Source organism: Mycobacterium marseillense (assembly GCF_010731675.1).
GTDB lineage: Bacteria > Actinomycetota > Actinomycetes > Mycobacteriales > Mycobacteriaceae > Mycobacterium > Mycobacterium marseillense.
Genome location: NZ_AP022584.1, coordinates 736,435 through 763,278, shown reverse-complemented (window position 1 = coordinate 763,278; position 26,844 = coordinate 736,435). Strand labels below are relative to the sequence as shown.

Here is a 26,844-nt window from a genome sequence, read left to right as displayed (position 1 = left end):
GCGATGACCCATCATGACGCGTTGCTTCGCGGCCCAGGTCAGTAATCGGGGATTGGCAACGGCGAATTGTTGGAGTCGATGCCGCCGTCGACGTGGAAGATCGCGTTCGTCGCGTAGCAGTCTTGCGTGCTCAGGTACACCGTGAGCCGCCCGAGATCCTCGACGTCACCCAGCCGGTGCAGCGGGGTGGCCTCCTGCATTTTCTCCAGCGACCCGGGCATCAAGTCCAGGCTGCCCCGCAGCCCGTCGGTGGCGAACGAACCCAGCGCAATGGCGTTGACGCGGATCTTCGGCGCGAGTTCCTGCGCCATGGCGCGGGTGAGCGCCTCGAGGCCGCCCTTGGCGACGCAGTAGGCGGTCAACGCGCGGATGCCGAACCTTGCGGAACCCGACGAGATGTTGACGATGGATCCGCGTCCGGCGCTGAGCATGTGCGGGGCGACGAGTTGGCTCATGATGAACGCGGATGTCACGCACCAATCGAAGGTGTGCCGGAAGTCTTCGTCGGTGATGTCCAGGAACCGTGCGTAGGTGGAGCCGCCGACATTGTTGACGAGAATGTCGATGCGGCCGAACCGTTCCATCGCGGTGCTGACGACGCGCTCTGAATCAGCACGACTCATCGCGTCGGCGACGAGCGCCAGGCCTTTGCCGCCCGCGGCCTCGATACTTTCAATCGTGCCAACGATATCCGCCTCGGTGCGGGCGGTCCCGACCACCGTGGCACCGGCCTCCGCCAACACCCGGGCGATGCCCGCCCCGACGCCCTTCCCGGCGCCCGTGACGATCGCGACCTGCCCATCCAGCTGGAACTGTTCCAACGCCATCCCGAGCTCCTTCGATCGCGCGTGGGGTGCGCCGTTCAATCTATGAAGCTTGCTGACTAAAGTCAATGAATCTGCAGGATCGCCGTCCGCATGGCCGCCGATTGTCCGAGAATGATCAAGTTGTGCAAGCGTTTCTGGCCCACACGCGGCATAATGGGCCGTTGAGCCCCGGAACTCTCGTACGAGTCGGGTCAACTGTGAGGAAGCACATGGCTGTGACGGACCGGCTGTCGGCACGAGAAGCAAAGCGCCTGCAGACGAGGGAGCGTTTGATGGGCGCCGCGATCGCGGAGTTCGCCCGCGCCGGCATGGCCGAGGCGGACGTCGGTGCGATCGTGGCCGCCGCGGGGGTCGCGCACGGGACCTTCTTCTTCCACTTCCCCACCAAGGAGCATGTCCTGCTGGAGCTCGAGCGCCGAGAAGAGGATCGCATCGCCAAGCAGTTCGCCCAATTCTTGAAGTCCAGGCACGACCTCTCTTCCGCATTGAATGAGGCGGTCCGCCTGGTGGTCGGGCTGGAACGGCGGCTGGGCGATCGGCTCTTCAATGACTTTCTCGCGCTGCACTTCTCCCAGACCCGCCCGCAGGCCGAGGACGGCAGGGATCACCCGTTGATCGTCTTGGTCGCCCAGGAAATCGCGCAGGCGCAGGAGCGCGGTGAGACGGATCCGCACGTCAATCCCATGAACAGCGCCGTGTTCTTCCTGCTGGGTCTTTACGCGCTGTTGATCACCACCAACCACTGGCCGACCGGACACACCCTGCTGGAGGACTACGTCGCGAGGACGCTGCGTAGTTTGAAACTCTGACGGGCCACTAGGGCCGTATGACGCCGCGCAGCGGCATCAGTCCGAGTTCCCGGTGGGACATGAACCCGGGTGGGGCGTCGCAGACCGCGGGAATGGCGTTCGCGGGGCCCATCGCGGTCCAGGTGTATCCGGGCAGCGCGTAGCCGCCGTCGGGGTCCTGTGCGCCCTGCAGGATCAGCTCCGTGGAGGAATCGCCCTCGATCACGATCCGGTAGTGGTAATGCTGGGGCCAATCCTCCTGCGGTTCAATGGCGTCGAAGGTGTCCATCGTGTAGATCTCGTGAAAGACGATGAGGGGCCTGCCGTCCATCCATGCCGTCCACTTGTGGTGCTGCCGAGCGACAGTTCCCTTTTTGATCACACCCTTGAAGCCCGGCATGTCGCTGGTCTCCCCTCCCTCGAAGGGGATGTCGCGCGTGGCAGTCCCGAGTTCCACCTCGGTCGTGTACTTCTCGACCGTTTTACCCATCCCCTCCACGACCATTGCCATCGACTGGGCGAACAACGGCCACGCCTGCCCCAACAGATTCGGGCCATCCTCAAACCCGACCGGATCGCTTCCCATTCCCATCTCGAACAGGTACTTCAGGGTGTCGCGCCCGAAGTTCACCACCTCGTAGATGTGAATCGTGTCGATCTGACTGACGATTCGGGCCAGCGTCAGGACGAGCAGGTCCCCGGCGAACCCCGGGTTCACCCCACCGGCATGAAACGACGTGCCACCCTCGTGGCACGCGGCGTCGATCTTGTCGATGTCCGCCTGACTGTGCTCGGTCCGATACCACCACGCCCCACCCGACGCGACGACATTCTTACCGCCGCGCAGTAAGCGGCACACCTCGTCGGGGTCGGACCACAACGGCGCATAGAACACGCAGTCGGCGTCGAGTGCCTCGATGGCAGCCTTGTCAGTGGTGGCCCGCACGCCGGTCGGCGGTTTGCCGCAGAGCTCACCGGCGTCCTTGCCGACCTTTTCCGGACGATTGCACAGGACTCCGACCAGTTCGTAGGCCGGGTTGTGCACGAAATGGCGCAGCGCTATCGTCCCGACATTGCCGACGCCCCATTGGATTACGCGATACTTCTTCTCGGCCGTCGGCTTGAGCGTCATCGCTACTCCTTTGCATGGCCAGAACGCCTGAGCGCTCGCTGAGCGTAGGCATCTGACGACGCGTGTGTCAACGACGTCCAGCTGACTTCCGTCAGTGCAATCACGCCGCCGGCCCGGCGTGCCCGAGCGGCGTGGACGGCGAGTATTCCCCCTGTGGCGCGCATTATCTGCGGGAATCCGCACGAAGCTCCCCGCGTGGGGCACTTTCGACACGACCGCCGACTTCTGCTGACTGCAGTCAGCCTGTTATAGTGCATTCGCCGATCCAAACAGTGTCGATGGCGGGGAGGGTTCGTGAATTCGCCGAAGCTGCATCAGCGCGATTCGGGGATAGGTGCAGCCACGCGATCACCGGGCTCCGCCCCGCCGGGTCTGGCCATCGACGAGCACATGGAACGCTCACAGCTCGCGCAGCGCCGGGCCGACAAATGGCTCATCTCCGGCAGCCTGCTGATCGGCACCGCTGCCCTTGGCATCTTCGGTCTGCCGCTGTTCTTGTGGGGCGTGCGGTTGCTGCGCCGCGCCCAGCGTGACGGCCTCTCGGTGCGGCCGATGCTCGTCACGCTGCTCGGTTACCTCGTGATCATCGACGCCGCGATCAACACCGTCGGGTGGGCGCTCGACCTGGTGGCCAACCACACCATTCTGGCCCGCGTACTACTCAACGGCTGGGGCAACATGTTCGATGCCGGCTACTTCTGGCACTACAACGAGCTGTGGGTCGGGGGCGCGGCGGGCCCCGGCGAAAAGGCCTTGGAGGTCGGCCTGATCCTGACCGTTTTCACCATGCGGATCGCCGCCGCCATCGGCTTTCTGCAGATGAAACGGTGGGGCCACCAGTGGATGGTGATCACCTGCTGGATGGGCGTGGTCATCTGGATTACCTACGTGTTCAACATGACCATGTTCGCCGATGTGCGCTTTGCCGGCGTCGTGCTGCCGGTCGTCGGCTGGTGGCTCTACGACATCTTCTACATCACCCCGTTCCTGGCCATCCCCTATCTGCACACCGTCAACCGCGAACTCTTCTCCGACTGAAATGCTCTACGCGCCTTCGGTTCGCGAGAGTTCTCGACAACTCAGCACGCATCAACTGACCACGTCACCGAGGAGGTCACATCGTGGGCTATCTGTGGGAGATCCTTCGCTATGTCGCCGCGTGGGGCGGCACCGGACTGATCATCTGGTTCTGGTACTGGCTGTTCTCCAACATCGGCACGTTCTGAGCCGGGGTCCGGGGAGCGCGGGATTGGACCGATGACTGAGCATTCCGACGGCCATGCCATGGCGCTGGAACGCAGTTGCGCGGTGACGGCGGTCGCGCTGAGCGAGCAGCGCCGCGAAGGCGTGCGGCTCATCACCGGTGAGCGCCGAGGTTTCGGCCTGAACGCGACGCTCACGTTCGTCCACGTCCCCTACCCCGCCGCCGAGTGGACGCGCAGAACCCTGACGTGCGGCGTGGCCCTGCAATGTTCGCCATCGAAGGAGCGCGTCACCGACTACCGTCTGGGCGAGCTGTCCGCCCGTGAACTGCGCGCGCTCGCGCTCGTCGAAGGTGGCGTCGCCCTCGGGTGGATCGCGTCGCGGTGGCCCGGCCTGCTCCCCGATGTCCAAGGGCTACTCCTCCACGTCCACGCCGAGGCCGCTGACATGGACGGCACCCAGATGCTCGACCGGGCAATCGCATTGGCGGCCACCGGCCAGGAATTGACGGTCCCTCCGCTACTGGGCACCTTGCCGTCGGCCTACACGGCACCGCAGGGATTGACCGACAAGCTACGACGCAGCTTTGGCCGGATGCCGTGGACCACCACGCAAAAGCGCCTTCCGCGGCCGTACTCGGTTCCGGTCGGCGGTGATGGGGGCGTTCGCAATCCGAACCTGCCGCCGCCGAGCCGGCCGCAGGACAACGATCTCGACGTCACACCCCAGCACCGGCCCGGGATCCCCTATCCCGAATGGAACATGTGGACACAGCGATTCATGCACGACCACGTCGCCGTGATAGAACACGCCGACGGCCGACACCTCCGCCCGCCCGTGCCGGTGGCCGTCGACGTCCGCAAGTGGTTCGAAGAACACACCCACCGTGCGATGACCAATCGACTCGAAGACGGCTCCGACCTCGACGTCGACCAATACGTCAACCACTACATCGACCTGACGACCGGCGAGGCCAAGGAGCCGAGGGTGTTCCGCGACCTGCTGCCCAGCAGCCGCGACGTCACCACCGCGGTGCTGCTCGACGGCAGCTCGTCGTTGGGGGTGCACGGCGGCCGCGTCTTCCAGCTCGAATTGGCTTGTGCCGACGCACTTTCGCGTGCCATGACGCTGGCGCGTGAGCGCCATGGAGTTTTCGTGTTCACCGGCAACACCCGGCACCGGGTCGAAGTGCGTTGCCTGAGGGATTTCGAAGACCGCCGGTTCGTGCCGCCGAGCGGGCTGGGCCTGTCCACCCGCGGTTACACCAGACTCGGTGCGCCACTGCGCCATTTGACCAGTCGCCTGCTGGCGCAGGCCTCCGAGCGCCGCCTGCTGATCGTCATCGGTGACGGGTTGATCTCCGATGAGGGCTACGAAGGCCGCTACGCCTGGGCCGATGCCGCGCACGCCGTCGAGGAGGCCAACGAGGCTGGGGTGTCGATGTACTACGTGGGCGTCGGCCCGACCCGGGTCGACCCCCTTCCGGAGGTTTTCGGGCCGCGCCGGTCGCAACGGATCCGGCGCATCGAGGAATTGCCCCGGGTATTGGCCCATGTCCATCGCGAACTGGTCGCAGCCTGACCGCCGACCACCTGAGGGAAGATAATGACCACCGACACATATTTCGCCAACGCCAACGAAGTTCAGCTGTTCGAGCAGGCCTTCCTACGGCGTCTGCCGGTGATGCTGACCGGTCCCACCGGGTGCGGCAAAACCCGGTTCGTCGAGCACATGGGCTCACTGCTGCAGCGGCCGGTGGTGACGATCAGTTGCCACGACGACCTCACCAGCTCCGATCTGGTCGGCCGCTTCATGGTGACCGGCGGCGATGTCGTCTGGACCGACGGTCCGCTCACCCGGGCCGTCAAGGCCGGCGCGATCTGCTATCTCGACGAGGTCGTCGAGGCTCGCCACGACTCCTTGGCGATCCTGCATTCGCTCACCGATCACCGCCGGTCGTTGTACCTCGACCGCGCCGGCGAGGTGGTGAAGGCCCCCGACGAGTTCATGCTGGTGTGTTCGTACAACCCGGCCTATCGCAGCTCACTGAAAGAACTCAAACCCTCGTTCCGCCAACGGTTCGTCACGCTGGCGATGCGGTATTTGCCGCCCGACCGCGAGGCCGACGTGATCGTCGCCGAATCCGGAATCCCCCTGGCCACCGCCGCGCGGTTGGTGGGGTGCGCGGTGGCGATCCGCACCGCCGACGACGCCTTCCACTTCGAGCCGCCGTCGACCAGGGTGCTGGTCACCGCCGCACAGCTGATCGCGGCCGGCGCAACCGAAATGGACGCCGCCGACGCGTGCATACTCGCGCCGCTGAGCACCGACGGCGCGGTCACCGACGGTCTGCGCGAAGTCGCGGCAGCCAGCCTGGCCACCTCGAACAGTTCGCCTTAGGGAAAGGAGCAACCGGCATGGACCGACAGGAGGAGAAGCGCAAAAGGGCGCTGATCATCTTCCAGATCTTCATCTACGGCTATCTGCTGGCGATGTTCGGCGTCCAGCTATACATGTCGTTCGCGCGGGGGTGGTGGGATCTGTGAATGTACCGCTGCTGAAACGGAATTCGGGGGCCGGACCGGACCGTGCCGACGGGTCGCTCAGCCTCGAGGATCACCACGACGAATCCCGGCGGGCCCAGCGCCACGCCGACAAGTGGATGATCGTCGGCGCCGCCCTGATGGGCATGTGGGCGCCCGGCCTGATCGGCTTCCCCATCTTCATGCGCGGGGTATGGCTGCAGCGCCAGGCGCTGCGCGCCGGGCTGTCGGTCCGGCCCATGATCGTGACCCTCATCGGCTACCTGGTCCTGATCGACGGGATGCTCAACAGTCTGGGCTGGGCGCTGGACCTGGTCGCCAACCATACGTTGATCAACAGGGTGCTGATGGTCGGGTGGGGCAACATGTTCGACGCCGGCTACTTCTGGCATTACAACGAGCTGTGGATCGGGGGCGCGGCGGGCCCGGGCGAGAAAGCCTATGTGGCGGGCCTGATCCTCACGGTCTTCTCGATGCGGGTGGCCGCGGCGATCGGGTTTTTACAGATGAAGCGGTGGGGTCATCAGTGGATGGTCGTCACCTGCTGGATGGGCGTGGTGATCTGGTCCGCCTACGTGTTCAACATGACCATGTTCGCCGACGTGCGCTACGCCGGCGTCGTGTTCCCAGTCATCGGCTGGTGGCTCTACGACATCTTCTACATCACCCCGTTCCTGGCCATCCCCTATCTGCACACCGTCAATCGCGAAATCTTCTCCGACTAAAGGAGCAGTGCCATGACTAGTCCGTCCGTACCGTCCGCCACCGAAGACAAGGACCCGGCCGCCGATCTCGAGCCGGGGACAACGCCGTACTACGCCCGCATGCACACCTGGATCAAGCGCGCCGTGTTGGTGTGCCTGGTGGCGCTGGTGATCGAGGGCGCCTTCACGTTGCCGTTCATGGCGGTCTACTACGGGTACCCGACGCTGAGCCTCACGCAGATCTGCAGTGAGCTACTGAAGATCCGGTACTCCAACGACACCTTGGAGTGCAAGTACCCCTACCCGCCGTTCGGGCCCCCGGAGGGCGCCGAGGGCAAGGCCACCGCGCAGGACGTCTGGGGCATCCAGCCGATACCGAAGTACCACCGGCTGGGGTTCCGCGAGCTCGTCAAGATCCACGACGAACGCCTCGCCCGCCAAGCGCAGGCGGCGACGCATCCATGACGGGGCCGGCCCGGTGACCTATCGGGTCGTCCAGTGGACGACCGGTAACGTCGGCAAGAGTTCGGTCCGGGCGATCGCCGCGAACGCCACGCTGGAGCTCGTCGGATGCTATGCCTTCTCGCCGGAGAAGGCCGGGCGTGACGTCGGCGAGCTGTGCGGTATCGAGCCGCTGAATGTCAAGGCCACCAACGACATCGAGGCCCTGCTCGCGCTCAAGCCGGACTGCGTGGTCTACAACCCGATGTTCGCCGACGTCGACGAGCTGGCCCGCATCCTCGAGGCGGGCATCAACGTGGTGGGCACCGCCGAGTTCATCACCGGCCACTTCCTCGGCGCGGGACGCGAGCGCATCGCCCAGGCCTGCGAGGCGGGCGGGTCGAGCATCTTCGGCACCGGCATCAACCCCGGCTTCATCCAACTATTCACCATCGTGTCGGCGGGGCTCTCGGACCGGGTGGACAAGGTGTCGGTGCTGGAGTCCTTCGATACCACGATCTACAACTCGCCGGCGACCGAAATCCCCATGGGCTTCGGCTATCCCATCGAACATCCGGACCTACCGGCTGTCACCGCGAAAGGATCCGGCATCTTCCGCGACGGCGTGTTGCTGCTCGCCGACGCCCTCGGCGTCGAGCTCGACGAGGTCCGTTGCGAAGCCGAGTACGCCCAAACCACCGAGGATCTGCACCTGCCCGGGGACTGGACCATCGCGACGGGCTGCGTCGCGGGCATCCACGTTCGCTGGAAAGGGATTGTGGCCGGCCGAGAGGTCATCGAAATCGGCGGGCAGTGGCGCAAGGGACAAGCGCTGGAACCGGATTGGCCGCTGGACATGGGCTACACCGTCGAGGTGCAGGGCCGGCCGACGATCAAGACCACGCTGAGTTTCCTGCCACCGCCGGACTTCGAGGGCACGACCCTGGACGACTACATCATGTTGGGCCTCACGATCACCGCCGTGCCGGCGATCACCGCGATACCCGCCGTTGTCGCCGCACCCCCTGGCATCGTCACCTACAACGACCTGCCCCTGCTACTTCCCCGTGGAGTCCTGGCACCATGACGACAGCACAAGAACCCTCGCTCCACCACGTCGTGTTCGCCGTGGCACCGGACCGGCATGCGGCCGTGACCCAGATGTTCAGCGATCTGGGGTTCGTCTTCGAGCCGCTGCAGCTGGCCGAGCTCGGCCTGGACATCCACCTCGACTGGAATCGGGGCATCGAGCTGATCAGCCCGATCCCGGGATCGACCGGGGAGGTCGCCGTCTCGGTGACCGAGTTCCTCGAGCGCCACGGCGACGGCGTGTTCACCGTGGTCATCGGAGTCCCGGAAGCCGCCACGGCCGACGCCGTCGCCGAACGCTACGGCGCGACAACGCGCTTCCGGCAACGCATGGAGGGCGAGGGCACCTTCCTCGACGAAAACGACGTGTCGATCCTGGGCCTGCCACTGACCTTCCTGGCGACCAATATTCCGTGATAGGAGACGGCATGGCTCCCGACGCCCGCGACATTCCCAGACTCGATTTGGACGATCTGCCGATGGCGCTCGACCGCGGCGTCGGCTGGGCGGCGCTGCGGGACGCCGGCCCGGTGGTGTTGAGCGACGGCTGGTACGCGCTGACCCGTCGCGAGGACGTCCTCGCGGCGCTGCGCAACCCGAACGTGTTCTCCTCCAAGAAGGCGTTCGAGGTGGTCGGGAGTCCGCTTCCACTGGTGCCCGCCGCGTTCGACCCTCCGGAGCACACCCGGTTTCGCCGCATCCTGCACCCGTTCTTCGGCCCCCATGCGCTCGCCGCGATCCTGCCGTCGATACAGGCGCAGGCGATCGACATCATCGACTCCCTTGCGGGACAAGGCGAGTGCGAGGTGATGGCCGATCTCGCGACTCCCTATCCCTCGCAGGTCTTCCTGACGCTGTTCGGCCTGCCGCTGCAGGACCGCGAACGCCTGATCGGGTGGAAAGACGCCATCATCGAGTTGAGCCTGCCCAACGACGCCGGCGAAACCCCCGATCTGACACCGGCGCTCGAGCTGTTCGCCTACCTCACCGAGGCCGTGGCCGAGCATCGAGCAAACCCGGGTGACGACGTCCTGTCCCAGGTGCTCGTGGGCGAGGACGCGCTCACCGATGACGAGGCCCTCGGAATGGCCTTCTTCTTCGTCCTCGCCGGCCTGGACACCGTCACCTCGGCCATCGGCGCCGCGATGCTCGAATTGGCACGGCGTCCGGAGCTACGCGCCACGCTACGCGAAACGCCGGACCAGATACGCGTTTTCGTCGAGGAGATCGTCCGGCTGGAGTCCTCGGCTCCGGTCGTTCCACGGGTGACAACCGAAGAGGTCACAGTCGCCGGCATTACGCTGCCCGCCGGGTCCCGGGTGCGGCTGTGCCTCGGCGCCATCAACCGGGACGGTGGCGATGCGATATGCGGTGACGACCTAGTGATGGACGGCAAGGTGCACAAGCACTGGGGCTTCGGTGGCGGTCCGCACCGCTGCGTGGGTTCGCACCTGGCCCGCATGGAGATGAACGTCGTCGTGACCGAGTGGTTGAGACGGATCCCCTATTTCGAGCTGTCGCCCGGCCACCGGCCCGAGATCACGTGGCCGTCCCCGACCTGCACCCTGCCGCGTTTACCGCTGCGGATTCTCGCCCCGGACAGGTCATGACCGACAAGGAGACACCATGACCGTCGACACCGCAGCACCCAGCGTCTTCGACGCCGGCCTCCCCACGCTGCACTACGACATCACCGACACCGTGCACCAGGTCGCCCCCCAGATCCACGAGGCGCGCAAGCGTTCTCCGATCGCCCTCGGGCCGTTGGGACCCGAGGTGCTCGGCTACGAACTCGCCCGAGGGATACTTCGCGATCCCCGGTTCGTCTTCCCGCCCGGCATGCACATGACGGCTCGCGGGATCACCTCCGGCCCGCTCTATGACCGGGTGCTGGGCACCATCCTCGGCATGGAAGGCGAGGAACATCGGCGGCTGCGCGGTCTGGTGTCCAAGGCCTTCACGCCGCGGGCGTCCGCGCGCATGGAAGACACCGTCGACACGGTGATCAACGAGCTGATCGATCAGGTCGCCGAGGCCGGCCGCTGCGATTTCGTCACCGACATCGCACGGCCCTACCCCATCCCGATCATCTGCGCGTTGTTGGGCGCCCCACCCGAGGACTGGGAGCAGTTTTCCCTTTGGGCGGAGGACATTTTCAAAATCGTGCGGTTCGACTCCGACCTGGCGAACGAGCAGCACATCGTGATGCGGGCGTGGGACGAATTCGACGCCTACATCGACGACATGATCGCCGAACGACGGAGCCGGTTGACCGACGACTTGATCTCCGAACTGATCCGCGCGCAGGACGACGGCGACCGGCTGAGCAACGCGGAGATGCGCATGCTGGCGTTCAGCATCCTCAGCGCCGGCACCGACACCACCCGCAATCAGCTGGCCGCGTGCATGCACGCGCTGTGCGATCACCCCGACCAGGTGGCGATGCTCCGCGACAACCCCGACCTCGCGATGCCGTCCGTCGAGGAATGCATGCGCCATTCGCCCGCGGTCTGTACCACCCTGCGCACCGTTCTCGACGACGTCACCTTCGCCGATTACACCTTCCCGGCCGGTACCTTCATTTCGGTGAATACCTTTGCCGCCAACTGCGATCCGGGGGTCTATCCCGACCCGAGCCGGTTCGACATCACCCGCGAGGACCCACCGCCCATTCTGACGTTCGGTGGCGGAGCGCACTATTGCCTGGGCGCGAACCTCGCCCGAACCGAACTCGCCGGGGCGCTCAAAGTCCTGGCCCGGCGCATGACCAACCCGCGCCGCGTGGCGACGGCACAGTGGAAACCGATGCTGGGGCTGAGCGGGCCGGTCAATCTGGAGATGGAGTTCGACTAGCTCAGCGCGTCGTCCGGGGCGAGCTCCAGAACGTGGATTTCGCCCGTCGCGCCATCGACCTCGACCAGGGCACCCGGCGGCAACGACTTGGTCGCCCCCTGAACGTCGACGACACAGGGGAAGCCGAATTCGCGGGCCACCACCGCGGCGTGGGACATCGGGCCGCCCAGTTCGGTCACGACTGCGGCGGCGTAGCAGAACGCCGCCGTGTATCCGACGTCGGTGACCTCGGCGACGAGGATCTCACCGGGCTGCAGGTCGTCAATCGTCTCGGGACGCACGATGCGCACCCGGCCGCGCACCCGTCCCCCGCACACGCCGACACCGCGCATGGTGCCCCCGCTGGCCAGGGCCGCCGACGAGGTAACGGTCGGCTGCCAACTTCCGCTGAAGACCGTCGGCGGCGCCACCGCGGCCAGTCGGCGTTGTTCGGCCCGGCGCAGGGCCACCAGCGCGCCCACATCCGCCGGTAAGGCATCCAGTTCGTCGACGAGCAGGTAGAACACGTCATCGCCGGCAGCGAAGACCCCGGCCTCGACCGCCCGGCGCCCGTACTCGCGCAGCAGCGTGCGCAGCACCCAGTTCGCGCGCACCACCTTGTCGCGGCGGACCTCACGGTCGCGCAGCTGCTGGGTGGCCAGCACCGCAATTGGCTTGGCATGCAACGGAATCTGAGGACGCTGCGGCTGCGACGCGGACGGTGCGCTCATCGCTCTGGTCACCATCCGGACCAGCAGCTCGGGGTCGTCGGCGTAGCTGGTGGACAGCATCTCGAGCTCGGCCGGGCCACGGTGCCCGATCAGTGCCAGCTCGTCGAACAGCGCGGCGTGGAATTCCGGTGCCTCGACGGCGAGCTTGTCCAGCCGGTCCCCCGGTTCTGTCAGCAGCGCTGCCACTTTGGGATCGCGCTGCGCGGCAACCACCAACCGCTGCATCGCCTCGACCGAACGCGCGCTGACCAATTCCGGCCCGCCGGGCGCGGCGATGTCCCGCCCGCACAACCCGCGCAGCAACACGTTGAACGCCGCGCACAGCAGGAACGAACCCGCCGCCAGCACCCAGCCGTGCACCACCTGGTCCCGCGCCAACGAGATCAGGCTCAGCAGCCGACGCTCGTCGATTCCGGCGAGATCGCCGTCGGTCAAGCGCTCGAGACGATCGACGTCGGCAACGAACTCGCGGGTGTCCATGGCCGCACCGGCCGACAGGCCGATCAGGTTGACGCCGAATACCCCGATGTTGCGGACGGTGCGCAGTTGCTTGCGGATTCGGCCGGTGTCGGAATGCGGATGTTCCTCGCCGAAGATCGGCAGAGCGGCCATGCTGGGGCCGAAGAATCCGCTGTTGCTCACCACCGTCGTGGGCTTCACGAAAGGCACCGTCTCGGCCATGAAGTGCGCGGTCGTAATCGCGCCGTACAGGCGGTGGGCGAACACCGCGACCATGCGCATCGCGATTTCGCGCTGGATCGTGCCCCCGGGCCGCAATCGCTCGGCAACGCATACAGCGCTGGCCCGCAGTCCCCGGACCGTCGCCGACGCCGATGCCGGCGAGAACGGGCCGGGCAGCGCCTCCGACAGGTTCGTGGCCAGGAACGTGGGAAAGCGGGGGTCGATCGGTGTATCGAATTCCCCGTTATCCCCCGCTGCGCCCGCCAAATTGGGTTTGACGCCGTCGTCGCTAGGTGCGTCGACCGACGGTAGGTCCTGGATGTTGGCCAACCGCCAGGGCAGCGATATCACCCGCTTGCCCACGGTGACCCGGCCGCGCACGGCCAGCGCGAAATCGTCGATACATTCGCCGGATTCCCATGCGGGCCGGAATCCCCACTTGTCGCGGAGCCGCGAGAGGTCCATGAGTGGAGCACCCTGTGCCCGTTGCAATTCCGCCGGCTCGAAGCCCAGCCGCACGACCGGGCGGCGCAGCGCGGCGGCGATCCGCCGGATGGTCACCTCCCCGGGAGCAGCGAGATTGACTGCGCCGCTGTCGATTCCATCGTCCACGATCGCGCAGTTGAACAGCCGAAGCGCGTCGTCGAGGTGGACGACCTGTATGCGGCGATCGCTTGATCGGGCGGGGAACACCGGTAGTGCCAACACCCGGCGCGCCCAGTTGTCGACGCTTCGGCCGAGGATCAGCGCGGAGCGGATTGCGATCCATTCCGTGCCCGATTCCGCAAGCATGCGTTCGACCCGCGCGTTGAATTGACCGTCGGCACTGACCGGGGTCAAGGCGTCGTGTTCGGTCTTCGGCGCGCCGCTCCCCCCGTACACGTGCGCGGTCGACGCGAAAACGATTCGCCTGGACCCGGCCTCGGCCATGGCGTCGAGCACGTTGCGGCTGCCGTCGATGTTGACCTGGTGGCTGATGCGTTCGTCGGGCCCGGGACTGTTCGCCCACGCGCAGTGCGCGACCACATCCGCACCGGCCAGGGCGCGTTTGACCGCGGCCGCGTCACGGATATCGGCGCCGACGAAGTCGGCTGCGCTCGGCCAGCTTTCGGGGCGGTGGCGGGCGATCCCGACGACATCGTGGCCCTGGGTGAGCAGCCGCATGGCCAGGCCGCGGCCGAGCACTCCGCTGGCCCCGGTGACAGCAATTCTCACTGAGTGCCCTCACTCAATTGCGTTCATGACTATTCGTCATCGTCGTCCAGCAGCGCCGCGTTGACCAGATCGTCGAGGTCCATGTCGGCGATGTTCTTCTCCGTGGTCGCGGGCGCCGCGGCCTGCCCGTTGCCGCTGGATTCGTCGGCCAACGCCAGCAGCAGTTCCAATACGCCCGCCTGCCGGAGCCGCTTGACCGGAATCGACCCGACAACGCGCTGGATCTCGGCTTCGCCCGGGGCCGGGGCCGCCGTGGTGTGTTCCGATGCTCCGAGGAGTTCTCGGTGCATGTAGCCGGCCAGCGCCGCGGAGTTCGGGTAGTCGAAGATGAGCGTCGGTGAAAGCGCCAGCCCGGTCGCGGCTTTGAGCCGGTTGCGCATTTCGACTGCGGTCAGGGAGTCGAAGCCGAGCTCCTGGAACGCCCGGTCCGGATGGATGGCCTCGGGGCTGGAGCTGCCGAGCACGGTGGCGATGTGCGAACGCACCAAGTCCAGCAGGATCGCCTGCTGCTCGTCCTCGGGGAGCCCTTCGAGGCGTTGCAGCAGAGCGGATTTCGACTTGGCGGCGGCCAGCGAGTCGTCGACCTGGCGTCGCGTCGGCGCATTGATCAGGTCGACGAACATCGGCGGCAAGGTGCCCGAGTCGAACTTGACCCGCAGCGCCGCGAGGTCGATGTGGGCGGGCAGCATGAACGGCTCGTCGACGATGAGCGCGGTGTCCATCAATTCCAGCGCCTCGCCTGAGGACATCGCGACGATCCCGTCCCGCCCGAAGCGGGCGAGGTCGGCAGCGCCCAGCGCGCCGGTCATGGCGCTGGCCTGATCCCACAGCCCCCAACCCAGCGAGATCGCCGGCAGGCCGTGGGCGCGGCGGTGCGCGGCCAGCCCGTCGAGGAATGAGTTGCCGGCGGCGTAGTTGGCCTGACCCGAGGCGCCCGCCAGGCCGGCGATCGACGAAAACATCACGAAGGCCGACACATCCAGGTCGCGGGTCAAGTCGTGCAAGTTCCATGCCGCATCGACCTTGGACCGCAGCACGGCACCCATCCGCTCGGGATTCAAGGACGTCACCACCGCGTCGTCCAAGACGCCGGCGGCATGAATCACGCCGGTCAGCGGGCGCTGCATCGGGATGTCGGCGATCACCTTGGCCAATGCCTCGCGGTCGGCGGCATCGCAGGCCACTGCCTCCGCGTGGGCACCGGCCGCAGTCAGCTCGGCCACCAGCTCCGCGGCACCCGGCGCATCAAGACCGCGGCGGCTGACCAACACGACGTTGCGCGCGCCGTGGCGGGTCACGACGTGCCGCGCGACCGCCGAACCGGCCATCCCGGTGGCGCCCGTGATCAACACGGTGCCCGTCGTCCACGCGTCGGGCATGGTCATGACGACCTTGCCGACGTGGCGGGCCTGGCTCAGATAGCGCAGCGCGGCGGGGGCACGGCGCACGTCGAATCGGGTCACCGGGAGCGGCCGCAGCACGTCTTCGGCGAACATGGCGGCCAGTTCGTCGAGCATCTGCGCAATGCGGTCCGGTCCGGCTTCGAAGAGGTCGAAGGCGCGGTAGCGCACCCCGGAGTGGTCGCGGGCGACGACCTGGGGATCGCGGATGTCGGTCTTGCCCATTTCCAGGAAGACCCCGCCGGGCGCGACCAGCCGCAGGGAGGCGTCCACGAAGTCGCCGGACAGCGAGTCGAGCACGATGTCCATCCCGGCCACGCCGGTCCGGCCGGTGACGGCCCGGAACTTGTCCTCGAATTCCAGGCTGCGCGAATCGGCGATGTGGTCGTCGTCGAACCCCATGGCCCGCAATGTGTCCCACTTGCCACGGCTGGCCGTCGCGAACACCTCCAGGCCGATCTGGCGCGCCAGCTGGACCGCGGCCATTCCCACCCCGCCGGCGGCGGCGTGCACGAGCATCCGCTGACCGGGCTTGGCGGCGGCCAGGTCCACCAGGGCGTAGCGCGCCGTGGCGAACACCACCGAAGCCGTCGCAGCGGCGGTGTGTGACCATCCCGCCGGCACCTTGACGAGCAGTCGCTCGTCGGTCCTGGCAATCGTTCCGGTGCCGTCCGGGAACAGTCCCATGACGCGGTCACCGACCGCGAAACGCCCGTTCTGCAAGGCGGTTTCGGTGATCACGCCGGCTGCCTCGATGCCCATGATCGCGTCCGGATCGGGATAAAGGCCCAAGGCGATCATGACGTCACGGAAGTTGGCGGCGATGGCTGACAGCGCAACCCGCACCTGGCCCGGCCCCAAGGGCGCATCGGCGTCGGGAATCCGCTCTATCCGCAGATTTTCGATCGTGCCGTAGCTGCTCATGCCCAGCCGCCACGGGCCGTCCTCGGGCGGCGTCAGCAGGGCGCCGACGGCGCGGCTGCCGAGCACCCGCGCGGTGTGGACCATCCCGTTGCGCAGCAATGCCTGCGGCTCACCGACCGCCAACACGGCGGCGATCGCGTCGGGATCCAGTGGCGCATCCGTGTCGACGAGCACGATCCGGCCGGGGTGTTCGGTTTGCGCCGAGCGCACCAGTCCCCACACCGCCGCGCCGGCCAGATCGGTGACGTCCTCCCCCGGCAACGTCATCGCGCCGCGGGTCGCCACTATCAGCGTTCCGGCGCCGTCGCGGGACAACCAGGATTGCAGCACGGGCAGCACGGCTCGCGTCGCCGCGTACACCTCGGTGATCACGTCGCCGGGCACCGGCTGCGATTCGAACAGCACCACCGATCGCTCGGCCTCGCCCTCCTGGGTCTCACCGGATGCCGGGGTGCCCCAAGCACTTACCGACACCGGCTGCACCGCCGACGACGGCTGAGCGGACCAGATCAGCTCGAAGAGCCGGTCCGGCCCCGCATTCGACACCGCGGCCAGGAGCTGCTGATCGGTCACCGGACGGGCCACCATCGAGGCGACCGAGAGCACCGGGAGCCCAAGCCCGTCGGCCAATTCGATCGACACCGCCGAGGGGCTCACCCGCGCGATCCGCGCGCGCACCGCCGCCGCCCCCGCGGCGTGCAATGACACCTGCTGCCAGGAGAACGGCACCAGGATCGAGCCCGGGGCGTGCTCATCACCGTCGGACGCCAAGATGACCGCGTGCAACGCCGCGTCGAGCATCACCGGGTGGACACCGAACCCGGTCACCGACACCCCCGCGTCGGAGGGCAGGGTCACTTCGGCGAAGATTTCGTCGCCGCGCCGCCACATCGACGTCAAGCCACGGAACGCGGGCCCGTACCCGTAACCACGCTCGGCCAGTTGGTCATAACCGTCGCCGACCTCCACCGGGACCGCACCCACCGGTGGCCACGCCGACAGATCGGTGCCCGGCTGCACCGATCCCGCGCGCAGCACGCCCTCGGCGTGCAGCGACCACCCCGAGCCCGCCTCACCCCGCGAGAACACCGACACCGCACGCGCACCCGAGTCGTCCGGGCCGCCGACCACGACCTGAACCGCGACCGAGGTGCCGGCCGGCAAGACCAGCGGCGCCGCCAGATTCAATTCGTCGACGATTCCGCAACCCACCTCGTCGCCGGCGCGGATCGCCAACTCGACGAATCCAGCTCCCGGGAACAGCACGACACCGCCGACGGCATGATCGGACAGCCAGCCCTGCGTGCCCGGCGACAACCGGCCGGTCAACACCACCCCGCCCGACGCCGGCAGTTCGACCACCGCGCCCAGCAGGGCGTGCTCGCCGGGGGCCAGGCCCAGGCCCACAGCGTCGGCCGGGGCGTCGTCGCGCGCGAGCCAAAAGCGTCGCCGGTCAAAGGCATACGTGGGCAACTCGACGAGATTCGCCGCGCCGATGGCGCCGCGCCAGTCCACCGCCATCCCGGCGACGAACCCCTGCGCGACGGTGTTGACCAAGGCGACCGGCTCCGGGCGGTCCTTGCGCAGCGCGGACATCGCAGAGATCTCCGCCACCGCGTTGTCGGCCAGCGTTTCCTCGATTGAGGCCGTCAGGCCGCTGCTCGGCCCGACTTCGAGGAATCGGTTGCCACCGGCCGCATGGACGAATCGGACGCTGTCAGCGAATCGCACCGCGTCGCGCACGTGTCGCTTCCAGTACGCCGCTGTGCCGAAGTCATCGGCGGCCAGCTGCCCGGTCACGTTGGACACGATCGGGATGGTCGGCTTGCCGACGGTGAGTCCCGCTGCGACGGTGCCGAATTCGTCGATCATCGCGTCCATCAATGGGGAGTGGAACGCGTGCGAGACGGCGAGTTGGTGGACGCGGCGGCCGTCGGCGCGGAGTCGGTCGGCGATCGCGGTCACCGCGCCTTCAGCGCCCGAGATCACCACCGAGGCGGGCCCGTTGACGGCCGCGATGCCCACGCCGGCTTCTTCGGAGGACACGAGCAGCGGCCGCACCTCGTCTTCGGTGGCCTGCACGGCGATCATCGCCCCGCCCGCCGGCAGCGCCTGCATGAATCGGCCGCGGGCGGCCACGAGGACCGCGGCGTTCTTCAGCGACAGGACACCGGCGGCGTGGGCGGCGGACAGTTCGCCGATCGAGTGGCCCATCACGAAATCGGGGTGGATGCCCCAGGATTCGAGCAGCCGGAACAGGGCGACTTCCACCGCGAACAGCGCCGGCTGCGCGAATTCGGTGGTATTCAGCAGGCTTTCGTCGTTGCCCCACATAACGTCGCGCAGGGGACGCAGCAGGTGCTGATCCAGTTCGGCCAGGACGGCGTCGAAGGCCTCGGCGAAAATCGGGTACGCGCCGTGCAACCCCCTGCCCATGCCGAGCAGCTGGGAGCCCTGACCGGGGAAGACGAACACGGTCTTGCCGCCGGGGGCTGCCGTGCCGCGAACGATCGACGGGGCCAGCTCGTCGGCGGCCAACTCGTCCAGCCCGGCCAGCAGGCGGTCGCGGTCGTCGCCGACGATGACGGCCCGCTGTTCGAAGGTCGACCGGCCGGCCAGCGTCCAGGCCACATCTGCGACGTCCAGATCCGGCTGGTCGCGTAGGTGGGTCGCCAACCGGGCGGCCTGAGATTTCAACGCCGACGGCGATTTCGCGGACACCACCCACGGCAGGACCGGCACCGCGGGGCGCTCGGTCACCTGGACAGGGCTCGGGCGGGTCTCAGATGGGACGGCCTCGATGATCACATGGGCGTTGGTGCCACTGATGCCGAACGACGACACCCCCGCCCGGCGCGGACGCTCCGCACCCCACGGCTGGGCCTCGGTAAGCAACGACACCGCACCCGCCGACCAATCGACATGCGGGCTGGGCTCATCGACATGCAATGTCGCCGGCAACATCTCATGGCGCATCGCCTGCACCATCTTGATCACACCGGCAACCCCCGCCGCCGCCTGCGTATGGCCCATGTTCGACTTGACCGACCCCAACCACAACGGCCCGCCCGAACCCCGATCCTGCCCATAAGTCGCCAACAACGCCTGCGCCTCAATCGGATCACCCAACGTGGTCCCAGTGCCGTGGCCTTCGACCACGTCCACCTCCGACGCCGCCAACCCCGCGTTGGCCAACGCCGCGCGCACCACCCGCTGCTGCGACGGACCATTGGGCGCCGTCAACCCATTGGAGGCACCGTCCTGATTGACCGCCGAACCCCGCACCACCGCCAGCACCGGATGACCCAACCGCTGCGCATCCGACAGGCGCTCCACCACGAGCATGCCGCCGCCTTCGGAGAATCCGGTGCCGTCGGCCGCGCCCGCGTACGCCTTGCACCGGCCGTCCACGGACAACCCGCGCATGCGGCTGAACTCGACGAAGATGTCGGGCGTGGCGTTGACCGTGACGCCGCCGGCCAGGGCCAGATCGCACTCCCCCGAGCGCAGTGATTGCACCGCCATGTGCAGCGCCACCAACGACGACGAGCACGCCGTGTCCACCGACACCGCCGGGCCCTCCAGACCGAGCACATACGACACCCGGCCCGACGCCACACTCGAGGACTGGCCGGTCAGGCGGAAGCCTTCCGCGGTGGGCGCGGCGTCGATACCGTAGCCCTGCGTGTAGACCCCGGCAAACATGCCGGTGGCGCTGCCGCGCAGCGCGCCGGGTTCGATTCCCGCCCGCTCCAAGGCTTCCCAGGAGAGCTCGAGGAACATGCGTTGCTGCGGGTCCATCGCGAGCGCCTCGCTGGGCGCGATGCCGAAGAAGGCCGGGTCGAAGTCCGCGACGCCGTCGACGAAACCACCGGTCCGGGTGTAGCAGGTGCCGGGGACGTCGGGATCCGGGTTGTACACGCCGGCCAGGTCCCAGCCGCGGTCGGTCGGAAATTCGGAGAGGACATCGCGGCCCTCGGTGAGCATCTGCCACAGATCCTCGGGGGAGTTCACCCCGCCCGGGTAACGGCAGGACATTCCGACGATGACGATTGGATCGTCCTCGGTGGCGCGCGCGACCGGGGCGTGCTTGATCTCTTGCGGGGCCCCGGCGAGCTCGGCGCGGATGTAGCCGGCCAGGCCGTTGGGTGTCGGGTAGTCGAAGATCAGGGTGGGCGAAAGCGACAGTCCGGTCGCGGTTTTGAGCCGGTTGCGCATTTCGACCGCGGTCAGCGAGTCAAAGCCCAGCTCCTGGAACGCCTTGTCCGGGTCGATCGCCTCGGCGGAGGTGTTGCCCAGCACGGTGGCGATGTGCGAGCGCACCAGGTCCAGCAGCACGGCGTGCTGCTCGGCCTCGGACAGGCCTTCGAGGCGATGCGCCAGAGCCGATTTCGACTTCGCGGCGGCCAGTGAGTCGTCGACCCGGCGCCGTGTCGGCGCGTTGACGAGGTCGGCGAACATCGGTGGCACCGCGACCGCATGGGCGCGCAGCGCGCCGAGGTCGATGCGGGCGGGCGCCAGGAATGGTTGGTCGACAATCAATGCCGTGTCGAACAGTTCCATGGCCTCGTCCGAGGACAGCGCCAAGATCCCGTCGCGGCCCAGCCGGGCGCGGTCGGCGGCGTCGAGCCCGCCGGTCATGGCGCTGGCCTGGTCCCACAGCCCCCAGCCCAACGAGATCGCCGGCAGCCCGTGTGCGCGCCGATGCGCGGCCAGCCCGTCGAGGAACGAGTTCGCCGCCCCGTAGTTGCCCTGGCCCGACGAGCCCACCAGCCCGGCCATCGAGGAAAACATCACGAACGCCGACAGATTCAGGTCGCGGGTCAGCTCGTGCAGGTTCCAGGCCGCGTCGATCTTGGCCGCCAGCACCGCGTCGACCCGCTCCGGTGTCAGTGAGGTGACCATCGCGTCGTCGAGGACGCCGGCCGCGTGGATCACGCCGGACAGGGGCCGAGTAGCCGCGAGTTCGGTGATCACCGCGGCCAGTGCGGGCCGGTCGGCCGCGTCGCAGGCGATCACTCGCGCCCGGGCGCCGGCCGCTTCCAGCTCTGAGATCAGCTCGGCGGCTCCGGGTGCATCCGGTCCGCGCCGGCTCAGCAGCGCCAGGTCCTCGACGCCGTGGTGCGCCACCAGGTGGCGCGCCAGCGTCGAGCCCGCCATGCCGGTCCCGCCGGTGATCAGTACCGTGCCCGAGGCCAACCGGCCGGGACCAGGCCCCGAAGGTAGAGTCATGACGACCTTGCCGATGTGGCGGGCCTGGCTGAGGTACCGCAACGCCGCGCGGCCGCGCCGTACGTCAAAGGTGGTCACCGGCAACGGTTTCAGGACCCCGGCGTCGAACAGACCGGCGAGTTCGAGCATCCACTGATGCATGCGGGGACGGCCGGGCTCGAACAGGTCGAAGGCGCGGTACCGGACGCTCGGATATTCCTGGGCCACCGCGCCCGGGTCGCGGATGTCGGTCTTGCCCATTTCCAGGAAAATGCCGCCCGGGGCGACCAGGCGCAGCGAGGCGTCGACGAAGTCGCCGGCCAGCGAGTCCAGCACCACGTCGAAGCCGCGGCCGGCGGTGATCGAGCGGAACTTGTCCTCGAAGTCGAGACTGCGGGAATCCGAGATGTGGTCGTCGTCAAAGCCCATGGCCCGCAAGGTGTCCCATTTGCCGCGGCTGGCGGTGGCGAACACCTCCAGACCCAGGTGCCGGGCGAGTTGAACGGCGGCCATCCCGACGCCGCCGGCGGCGGCATGCACCAACACCCGCTGGCCGGGCCTGACCTCGGCCAGGTGAATGAACGCCATGTACGCGGTGGTGAAAACCGCTGAGATGCCCGCGGCTTCGGCGTAGGACCAGTCGGCGGGCTTGTGCTGCAGCAGACGGACGTCGCCGGGCACCAGGGTGCCGCTGCCGTCGGGGAAGAAGCCGTATACCGAGTCGCCGACCTCGAATTCGGTGACTCCCGGCCCGACCTCGACGACGACGCCGGCGCCTTCGCCGCCGAGCAGGGCCTCGTGGGTGAACATGCCCAGGGTGATCATGACGTCGCGGAAGTTGGTGGCGATCGCGCGCAGGGCCACCCGAACCTGACCCGGCTCCAGCGGAGCGTCGGCGTTGGGTACCGGCTCGAGTTGCAGGTTTTCGAAGGTGCCCGCGCTGCTGATGCCCAGCCGCCAGGGGCCGCTTTCCGGCGGCGTCATGATTCCGTCGACCGCGCGGCTGCCGCGCACCCGGGCGGTGTGGGCCGTACCGTCGCGCAGCAGCACCTGAGGTTCGCCGACGGCGAGAACGGTCGCTATCGCGCTATTGTCCAGCGCGGCATCGGAATCGACCAGCACGATCCGGCCGGGATGCTCGGTCTGCGCCGACCGCACCAGTCCCCACACCGCCGCGCCGGCCAGATCGGGGACATCCTCCCCCGCGAGTCCCACCGCGCCGCGCGTCGCGACAACCAGCACCCCGGAGTCATGCGCGGCCAGCCACGACTGCACGGCAGCCAGGGCCTCATGGGTGCGGCGATACGATCCAGTGACTGGATCTTCTTCGGCCGCAAGGGATTCGAAGACCTCGTGCGCGGGCGTGTCGGCGGTGCCGGCGGTCGCCGGCGACCACTCCACCTCGAAGAGCCGGTCCGGGCCCGAGGCCGACACCGCCGCGCGCAGCTGCCGCTCGCTCACCGAGCGCGCCACCATCGCGCGCACCGACAGCACCGGCAATCCCAGGCCGTCGGCCAGCTCGATCGACACCGCACTAGTTCCCGCCGGCGCGATGCGCGCGCGCACCGCCGACGCGCCCGCGGCATGCAGCGACACGCCCTGCCAGGAGAACGGCAGCACCACTTCGTCGGTGTGATCAGCGATTTGGTGGCCGATGACCAGCGCGTGCATGGCCGCGTCGAGCAGCGCGGGATGTACGCCGTATCCGTTGACACTGCCGGCGGCGTCGGGCAGTCGTACCTCGGCGAACACCTCGTCGCCGCGCACCCAAGCCGCGGTCAGGCCCCTGAACGCCGGGCCGTAACCGTAACCGCGCGCGGCCAATTGCTCGTAACCGTCCGCCGCGTCCACCGCGACGGCGCCCACCGGCGGCCACGCCGACAAATCCGCGCCCGGCTCCACCGCGCCGGTACTCAACGTTCCCTCGGCGTGGCACACCCAGCCCGAGCCGGTGTCGGGGCGCGAGAAGATCGACACGACGCGCTGACCGGTTTCCGCGGCCGGGCCCACCACGACCTGTACGGCCACCGATCCCGCCCCGGAGTCCTTGACCGGCAACATCAACGGCGCTTGCAAAGTCAGTTCGTCGACCGTCGAACATCCGACTTCGTCGCCGGCGCGGATCGCCAGCTCCACGAACCCGGCACCCGGGAACACGACCGCACCGGAGACCGCGTGATCGGTCAGCCACCCCTGCTGGCTGGGCGACAGGCGGCCGGTCAGCACGACCCCGCCCGAGGACGGCAGCTCGACGACCGCGTGCAGCAGCGGGTGCTCGCTGGCTCCCAGGCCCAGGCCGGTGGCGTCGGCCCCCACACCTTCGCCGGACAGCCAAAACCGCCGGCGGTCAAAGGCATACGTAGGCAGCTCCACAAAGCCGGCCCCGTCCAGCACACCGCGCCACTGCACGCCCACTCCCGCGACGAACGCGGTGGCAGCCGACGTCAGGAATCGGTCGAGTCCGCCGTCGTCGCGGCCCAGGGTGGGAATGACCGTGGCCTCGGCGTCGCGGCCGGCCTGATGGTTGGCGGTGTCCTCGATGCCGGCGAGCAGGGCCGGATGCGGGCTGGATTCGATGAAAGTCCGGTATCCGTGCTCGCTCGCGCTGCGTACGGCCTGATCGAACTGCACGGTCTGCCGGATGTTGCGGTACCAGTAGTCGGCGTCCAATCCAGCTGTGTCCAAGCGGCTTCCGGTCACGGTGGAAAAGAACGCGATGCGCGAGGAACGGGGCTCGACACCGGACAGCGCCTCGGCGAGGTCGTCGCGGATCGCCTCGACCTCCACCGAGTGCGAGGCGTAGTCCACGTCGATCCGCCGGGTCCGCAGTTCGAGATCGGCGCAGAACCCGACGAGCTCGTCGAGGGCGGCCACGTCGCCCGACACCACGACGGCCGACCGGCCGTTGACGGCGGCGATGCTGACCCGATTGCCGTAGGGCGCCAACAGCTCCCGGGCCCGCTCGGTGCTGCAGGCGATCGACAGCATGCCCCCGGGGCCGGCCAGCGAGCGCAGCAGCTTGCTGCGCAGCGTGACCACCCGGGCGGCGTCTCGCAACGACAAGGCGCCGGCGATGTAGGCCGCGGCGATTTCGCCTTGTGAGTGGCCGATCACCGCGTCCGGGTTCACCCCGACCGACTTCCATAGTTCGGCCAGCGACACCATCACCGCGAACAGCACCGGCTGCACCACGTCGACGCGGTCCATTCCCGGGGCGCCGGCAGCGCCGCGCAGCACGTCAGTCAGCGACCAGTCGACGAACTCCGAGAACGCTTCGTCGCACGCCCGGATCTGCTGCGCGAACACCGGTGCGGAATCCAGCAATTCGATGCCCATGCCCAGCCATTGGGAGCCCTGGCCGGGGAAGACGAACACGGTCTTGCCTGCCGGCGTCGCGGTGCCCCGCAGGATGGTCCCGGCCGGGTCGTCGTTGGCCAGCTCGTCCAGCCCGGCCAGCAAGCGGTCCCGGTCAGTGGCCACCACGACGGCCCGATGCTCGAACGTCGCGCGGCCGGCCAGCGTCCATCCCACGTCGGCGACGTCCAATTCGTCACGGGCGCGCAGATATTCGGCCAGCCGCGCCGCCTGCGCGGCCAGCGCCGTGGCCGACTTCGCCGACACCACCCACGGCACCACGGGCTGTGCCGGACCGGCTTCCCGCGTCGGCTGGGCCGGCACGGCCTCGATGATCACATGGGCGTTGGTGCCACTGATGCCGAACGACGACACCCCCGCCCGGCGCGGACGCTCCGCACCCCACGGCTGGGCCTCGGTAAGCAACGACACCGCACCCGCCGACCAATCGACATGCGGGCTGGGCTCATCGACATGCAATGTCGCCGGCAACATCTCATGGCGCATCGCCTGCACCATCTTGATCACACCGGCAACCCCCGCCGCCGCCTGCGTATGGCCCATGTTCGACTTGACCGACCCCAACCACAACGGCCCGCCCGAACCCCGATCCTGCCCATAAGTCGCCAACAACGCCTGCGCCTCAATCGGATCACCCAACGTGGTCCCAGTGCCGTGGCCTTCGACCACGTCCACCTCCGACGCCGCCAACCCCGCGTTGGCCAACGCCGCGCGCACCACCCGCTGCTGCGACGGACCATTGGGCGCCGTCAACCCATTGGAGGCACCGTCCTGATTGACCGCCGAACCCCGCACCACCGCCAGCACCGGATGACCCAACCGCTGCGCATCCGACAGGCGCTCGACGACCAGGATCGCCCCGCCCTCGGACCAGCCGACGCCGTCGGCCGCGCCCGCGTACGCCTTGCACCGGCCGTCGGGGGCCAATCCTCGGTGCCGGCTGAATTCCACGAAAACGGTCGGCGTGGCGTTGACCGTCGCGCCGCCGGCCAGGGCCAGATCGCACTCCCCCGAGCGCAGTGATTGCACCGCCATGTGCAGCGCCACCAACGACGACGAGCACGCCGTGTCCACCGACACCGCCGGGCCCTCCAGACCGAGCACATACGACACCCGGCCCGAGGCGACGCTGGATGTCATGCCGGTCAGCCGGTAGCCCTCGATCTCCTCGGCGAGCATTCCGTAGCCCTGGACGATCAGTCCCGCGAACACGCCGGTGGCGCTGCCGCGCAGGCCGCTGGGGTCAATCCCGGCCCGCTCCAACGCTTCCCACGACAGTTCCAGCAGCATCCGGTGCTGGGGATCCATCGCCAGGGCTTCGCTGGGCGCGATGCCGAAGAAGGCCGGGTCGAAGTCCGCGACGCCGTCGACGAAACCTCCGGTGTTCACATAGCACTTGTGGCGGGCGTCGGGGTCGGGGTCGTACAGCGCCCCGAGGTCCCAGCCGCGGTCGGCGGGAAACTCCGAGATCACGTCGCGGCCGTCGGCGACCATTTGCCAGAGCGACTCGGGGCTGTCGACGCCGCCGGGGAAGCGGCAGGACATTCCGACGATCGCGATCGGCTCGCTGGACCGCTCCAGCAGCGCGCGGTTGGTGCGCTTCAGGCGTTCAACCTGGACCAGCGCTTTCCGCAGCGCTTCGGTCGCATGCTGGAGTTGGTCCACCATCACTAAACCTCGCCCTAACCCTCACCTAATGTCTGGCCGTCTTGTCCCGCCGGCAGCGGTTGTCGCCGATTCACGGGATT

The 26,844-nt window shown here is 68.1% G+C and carries 15 protein-coding genes; 11 read left to right on the top strand and 4 right to left on the bottom strand.

Features of this window, described 5'->3' with window-relative positions; translation table 11 throughout:
- Positions 1-38: 38 nt before the first annotated feature.
- Complete coding sequence (locus tag G6N26_RS03335) at positions 39-827, bottom strand: SDR family NAD(P)-dependent oxidoreductase (RefSeq protein WP_067169996.1); 789 nt, start codon at positions 825-827, stop codon at positions 39-41.
- A 209-nt stretch (positions 828-1,036) separates the two neighbouring features.
- Here G6N26_RS03335 and G6N26_RS03330 point away from each other — a divergent pair, with 209 nt between their 5' ends.
- Positions 1,037-1,636, top strand: coding sequence for a TetR/AcrR family transcriptional regulator (locus G6N26_RS03330; protein ID WP_067169924.1), 600 nt, complete (start codon positions 1,037-1,039; stop codon positions 1,634-1,636).
- A gap of 7 nt (positions 1,637-1,643) precedes the next feature.
- Here G6N26_RS03330 and G6N26_RS03325 read toward each other — a convergent pair whose 3' ends face one another.
- On the bottom strand, positions 1,644-2,747 hold the full coding sequence (locus tag G6N26_RS03325) for an NAD(P)H-dependent amine dehydrogenase family protein (protein WP_083017094.1): 1,104 nt from the start codon (positions 2,745-2,747) through the stop codon (positions 1,644-1,646).
- Positions 2,748-3,137: 390 nt separating this feature from the next.
- Here G6N26_RS03325 and G6N26_RS03320 point away from each other — a divergent pair, with 390 nt between their 5' ends.
- The 10 genes from G6N26_RS03320 (at position 3,138) to G6N26_RS03280 (ending at position 11,580) form a co-directional block, all read left to right on the top strand.
- Positions 3,138-3,785: a hypothetical protein gene (locus tag G6N26_RS03320; protein ID WP_095532428.1), complete on the top strand. Its 648-nt coding sequence runs from the start codon at positions 3,138-3,140 to the stop codon at positions 3,783-3,785.
- 219 nt (positions 3,786-4,004) lie between these two features.
- Positions 4,005-5,531, top strand: coding sequence for a nitric oxide reductase activation protein NorD (locus tag G6N26_RS03315; protein WP_083017092.1), 1,527 nt, complete (start codon positions 4,005-4,007; stop codon positions 5,529-5,531).
- Between the two features lie 24 nt (positions 5,532-5,555).
- Positions 5,556-6,350, top strand: coding sequence for a CbbQ/NirQ/NorQ/GpvN family protein (locus G6N26_RS03310; protein WP_083017090.1), 795 nt, complete (start codon positions 5,556-5,558; stop codon positions 6,348-6,350).
- Between the two features lie 17 nt (positions 6,351-6,367).
- Entirely contained in the window at positions 6,368-6,496 is a 129-nt protein-coding gene (locus G6N26_RS26320) for a hypothetical protein (RefSeq protein WP_007770904.1), read from the top strand.
- Complete coding sequence (locus tag G6N26_RS03305) at positions 6,493-7,218, top strand: hypothetical protein (protein WP_067169939.1); 726 nt, start codon at positions 6,493-6,495, stop codon at positions 7,216-7,218. The genes G6N26_RS26320 and G6N26_RS03305 overlap by 4 nt, the downstream gene beginning before the upstream one ends.
- A gap of 12 nt (positions 7,219-7,230) precedes the next feature.
- A complete protein-coding gene (locus tag G6N26_RS03300; protein ID WP_064940975.1) occupies positions 7,231-7,662 on the top strand; it encodes a hypothetical protein in 432 nt (143 codons plus the stop codon).
- A gap of 13 nt (positions 7,663-7,675) precedes the next feature.
- On the top strand, positions 7,676-8,725 hold the full coding sequence (locus G6N26_RS03295; RefSeq protein ID WP_083017088.1) for an NAD(P)H-dependent amine dehydrogenase family protein: 1,050 nt from the start codon (positions 7,676-7,678) through the stop codon (positions 8,723-8,725).
- Positions 8,722-9,144 (top strand): VOC family protein, encoded by a 423-nt coding sequence (locus G6N26_RS03290; protein WP_083017086.1) that lies wholly within the window; start codon positions 8,722-8,724, stop codon positions 9,142-9,144. Before G6N26_RS03295 ends, G6N26_RS03290 begins: the two co-directional genes overlap by 4 nt.
- 11 nt (positions 9,145-9,155) lie before the next feature.
- A complete protein-coding gene (locus G6N26_RS03285; RefSeq protein ID WP_083017084.1) occupies positions 9,156-10,337 on the top strand; it encodes a cytochrome P450 in 1,182 nt (393 codons plus the stop codon).
- Between the two features lie 16 nt (positions 10,338-10,353).
- Positions 10,354-11,580 (top strand): cytochrome P450, encoded by a 1,227-nt coding sequence (locus G6N26_RS03280; RefSeq protein WP_083017082.1) that lies wholly within the window; start codon positions 10,354-10,356, stop codon positions 11,578-11,580.
- Here G6N26_RS03280 and G6N26_RS03275 read toward each other — a convergent pair.
- Positions 11,577-14,186 (bottom strand): sugar epimerase family protein, encoded by a 2,610-nt coding sequence (locus G6N26_RS03275; RefSeq protein WP_083017080.1) that lies wholly within the window; start codon positions 14,184-14,186, stop codon positions 11,577-11,579. The genes G6N26_RS03280 and G6N26_RS03275 overlap by 4 nt on opposite strands.
- A gap of 29 nt (positions 14,187-14,215) precedes the next feature.
- A complete protein-coding gene (locus G6N26_RS03270) occupies positions 14,216-26,764 on the bottom strand; it encodes a type I polyketide synthase (RefSeq protein ID WP_163648710.1) in 12,549 nt (4,182 codons plus the stop codon).
- Between the last annotated feature and the right edge of the window lie 80 nt (positions 26,765-26,844).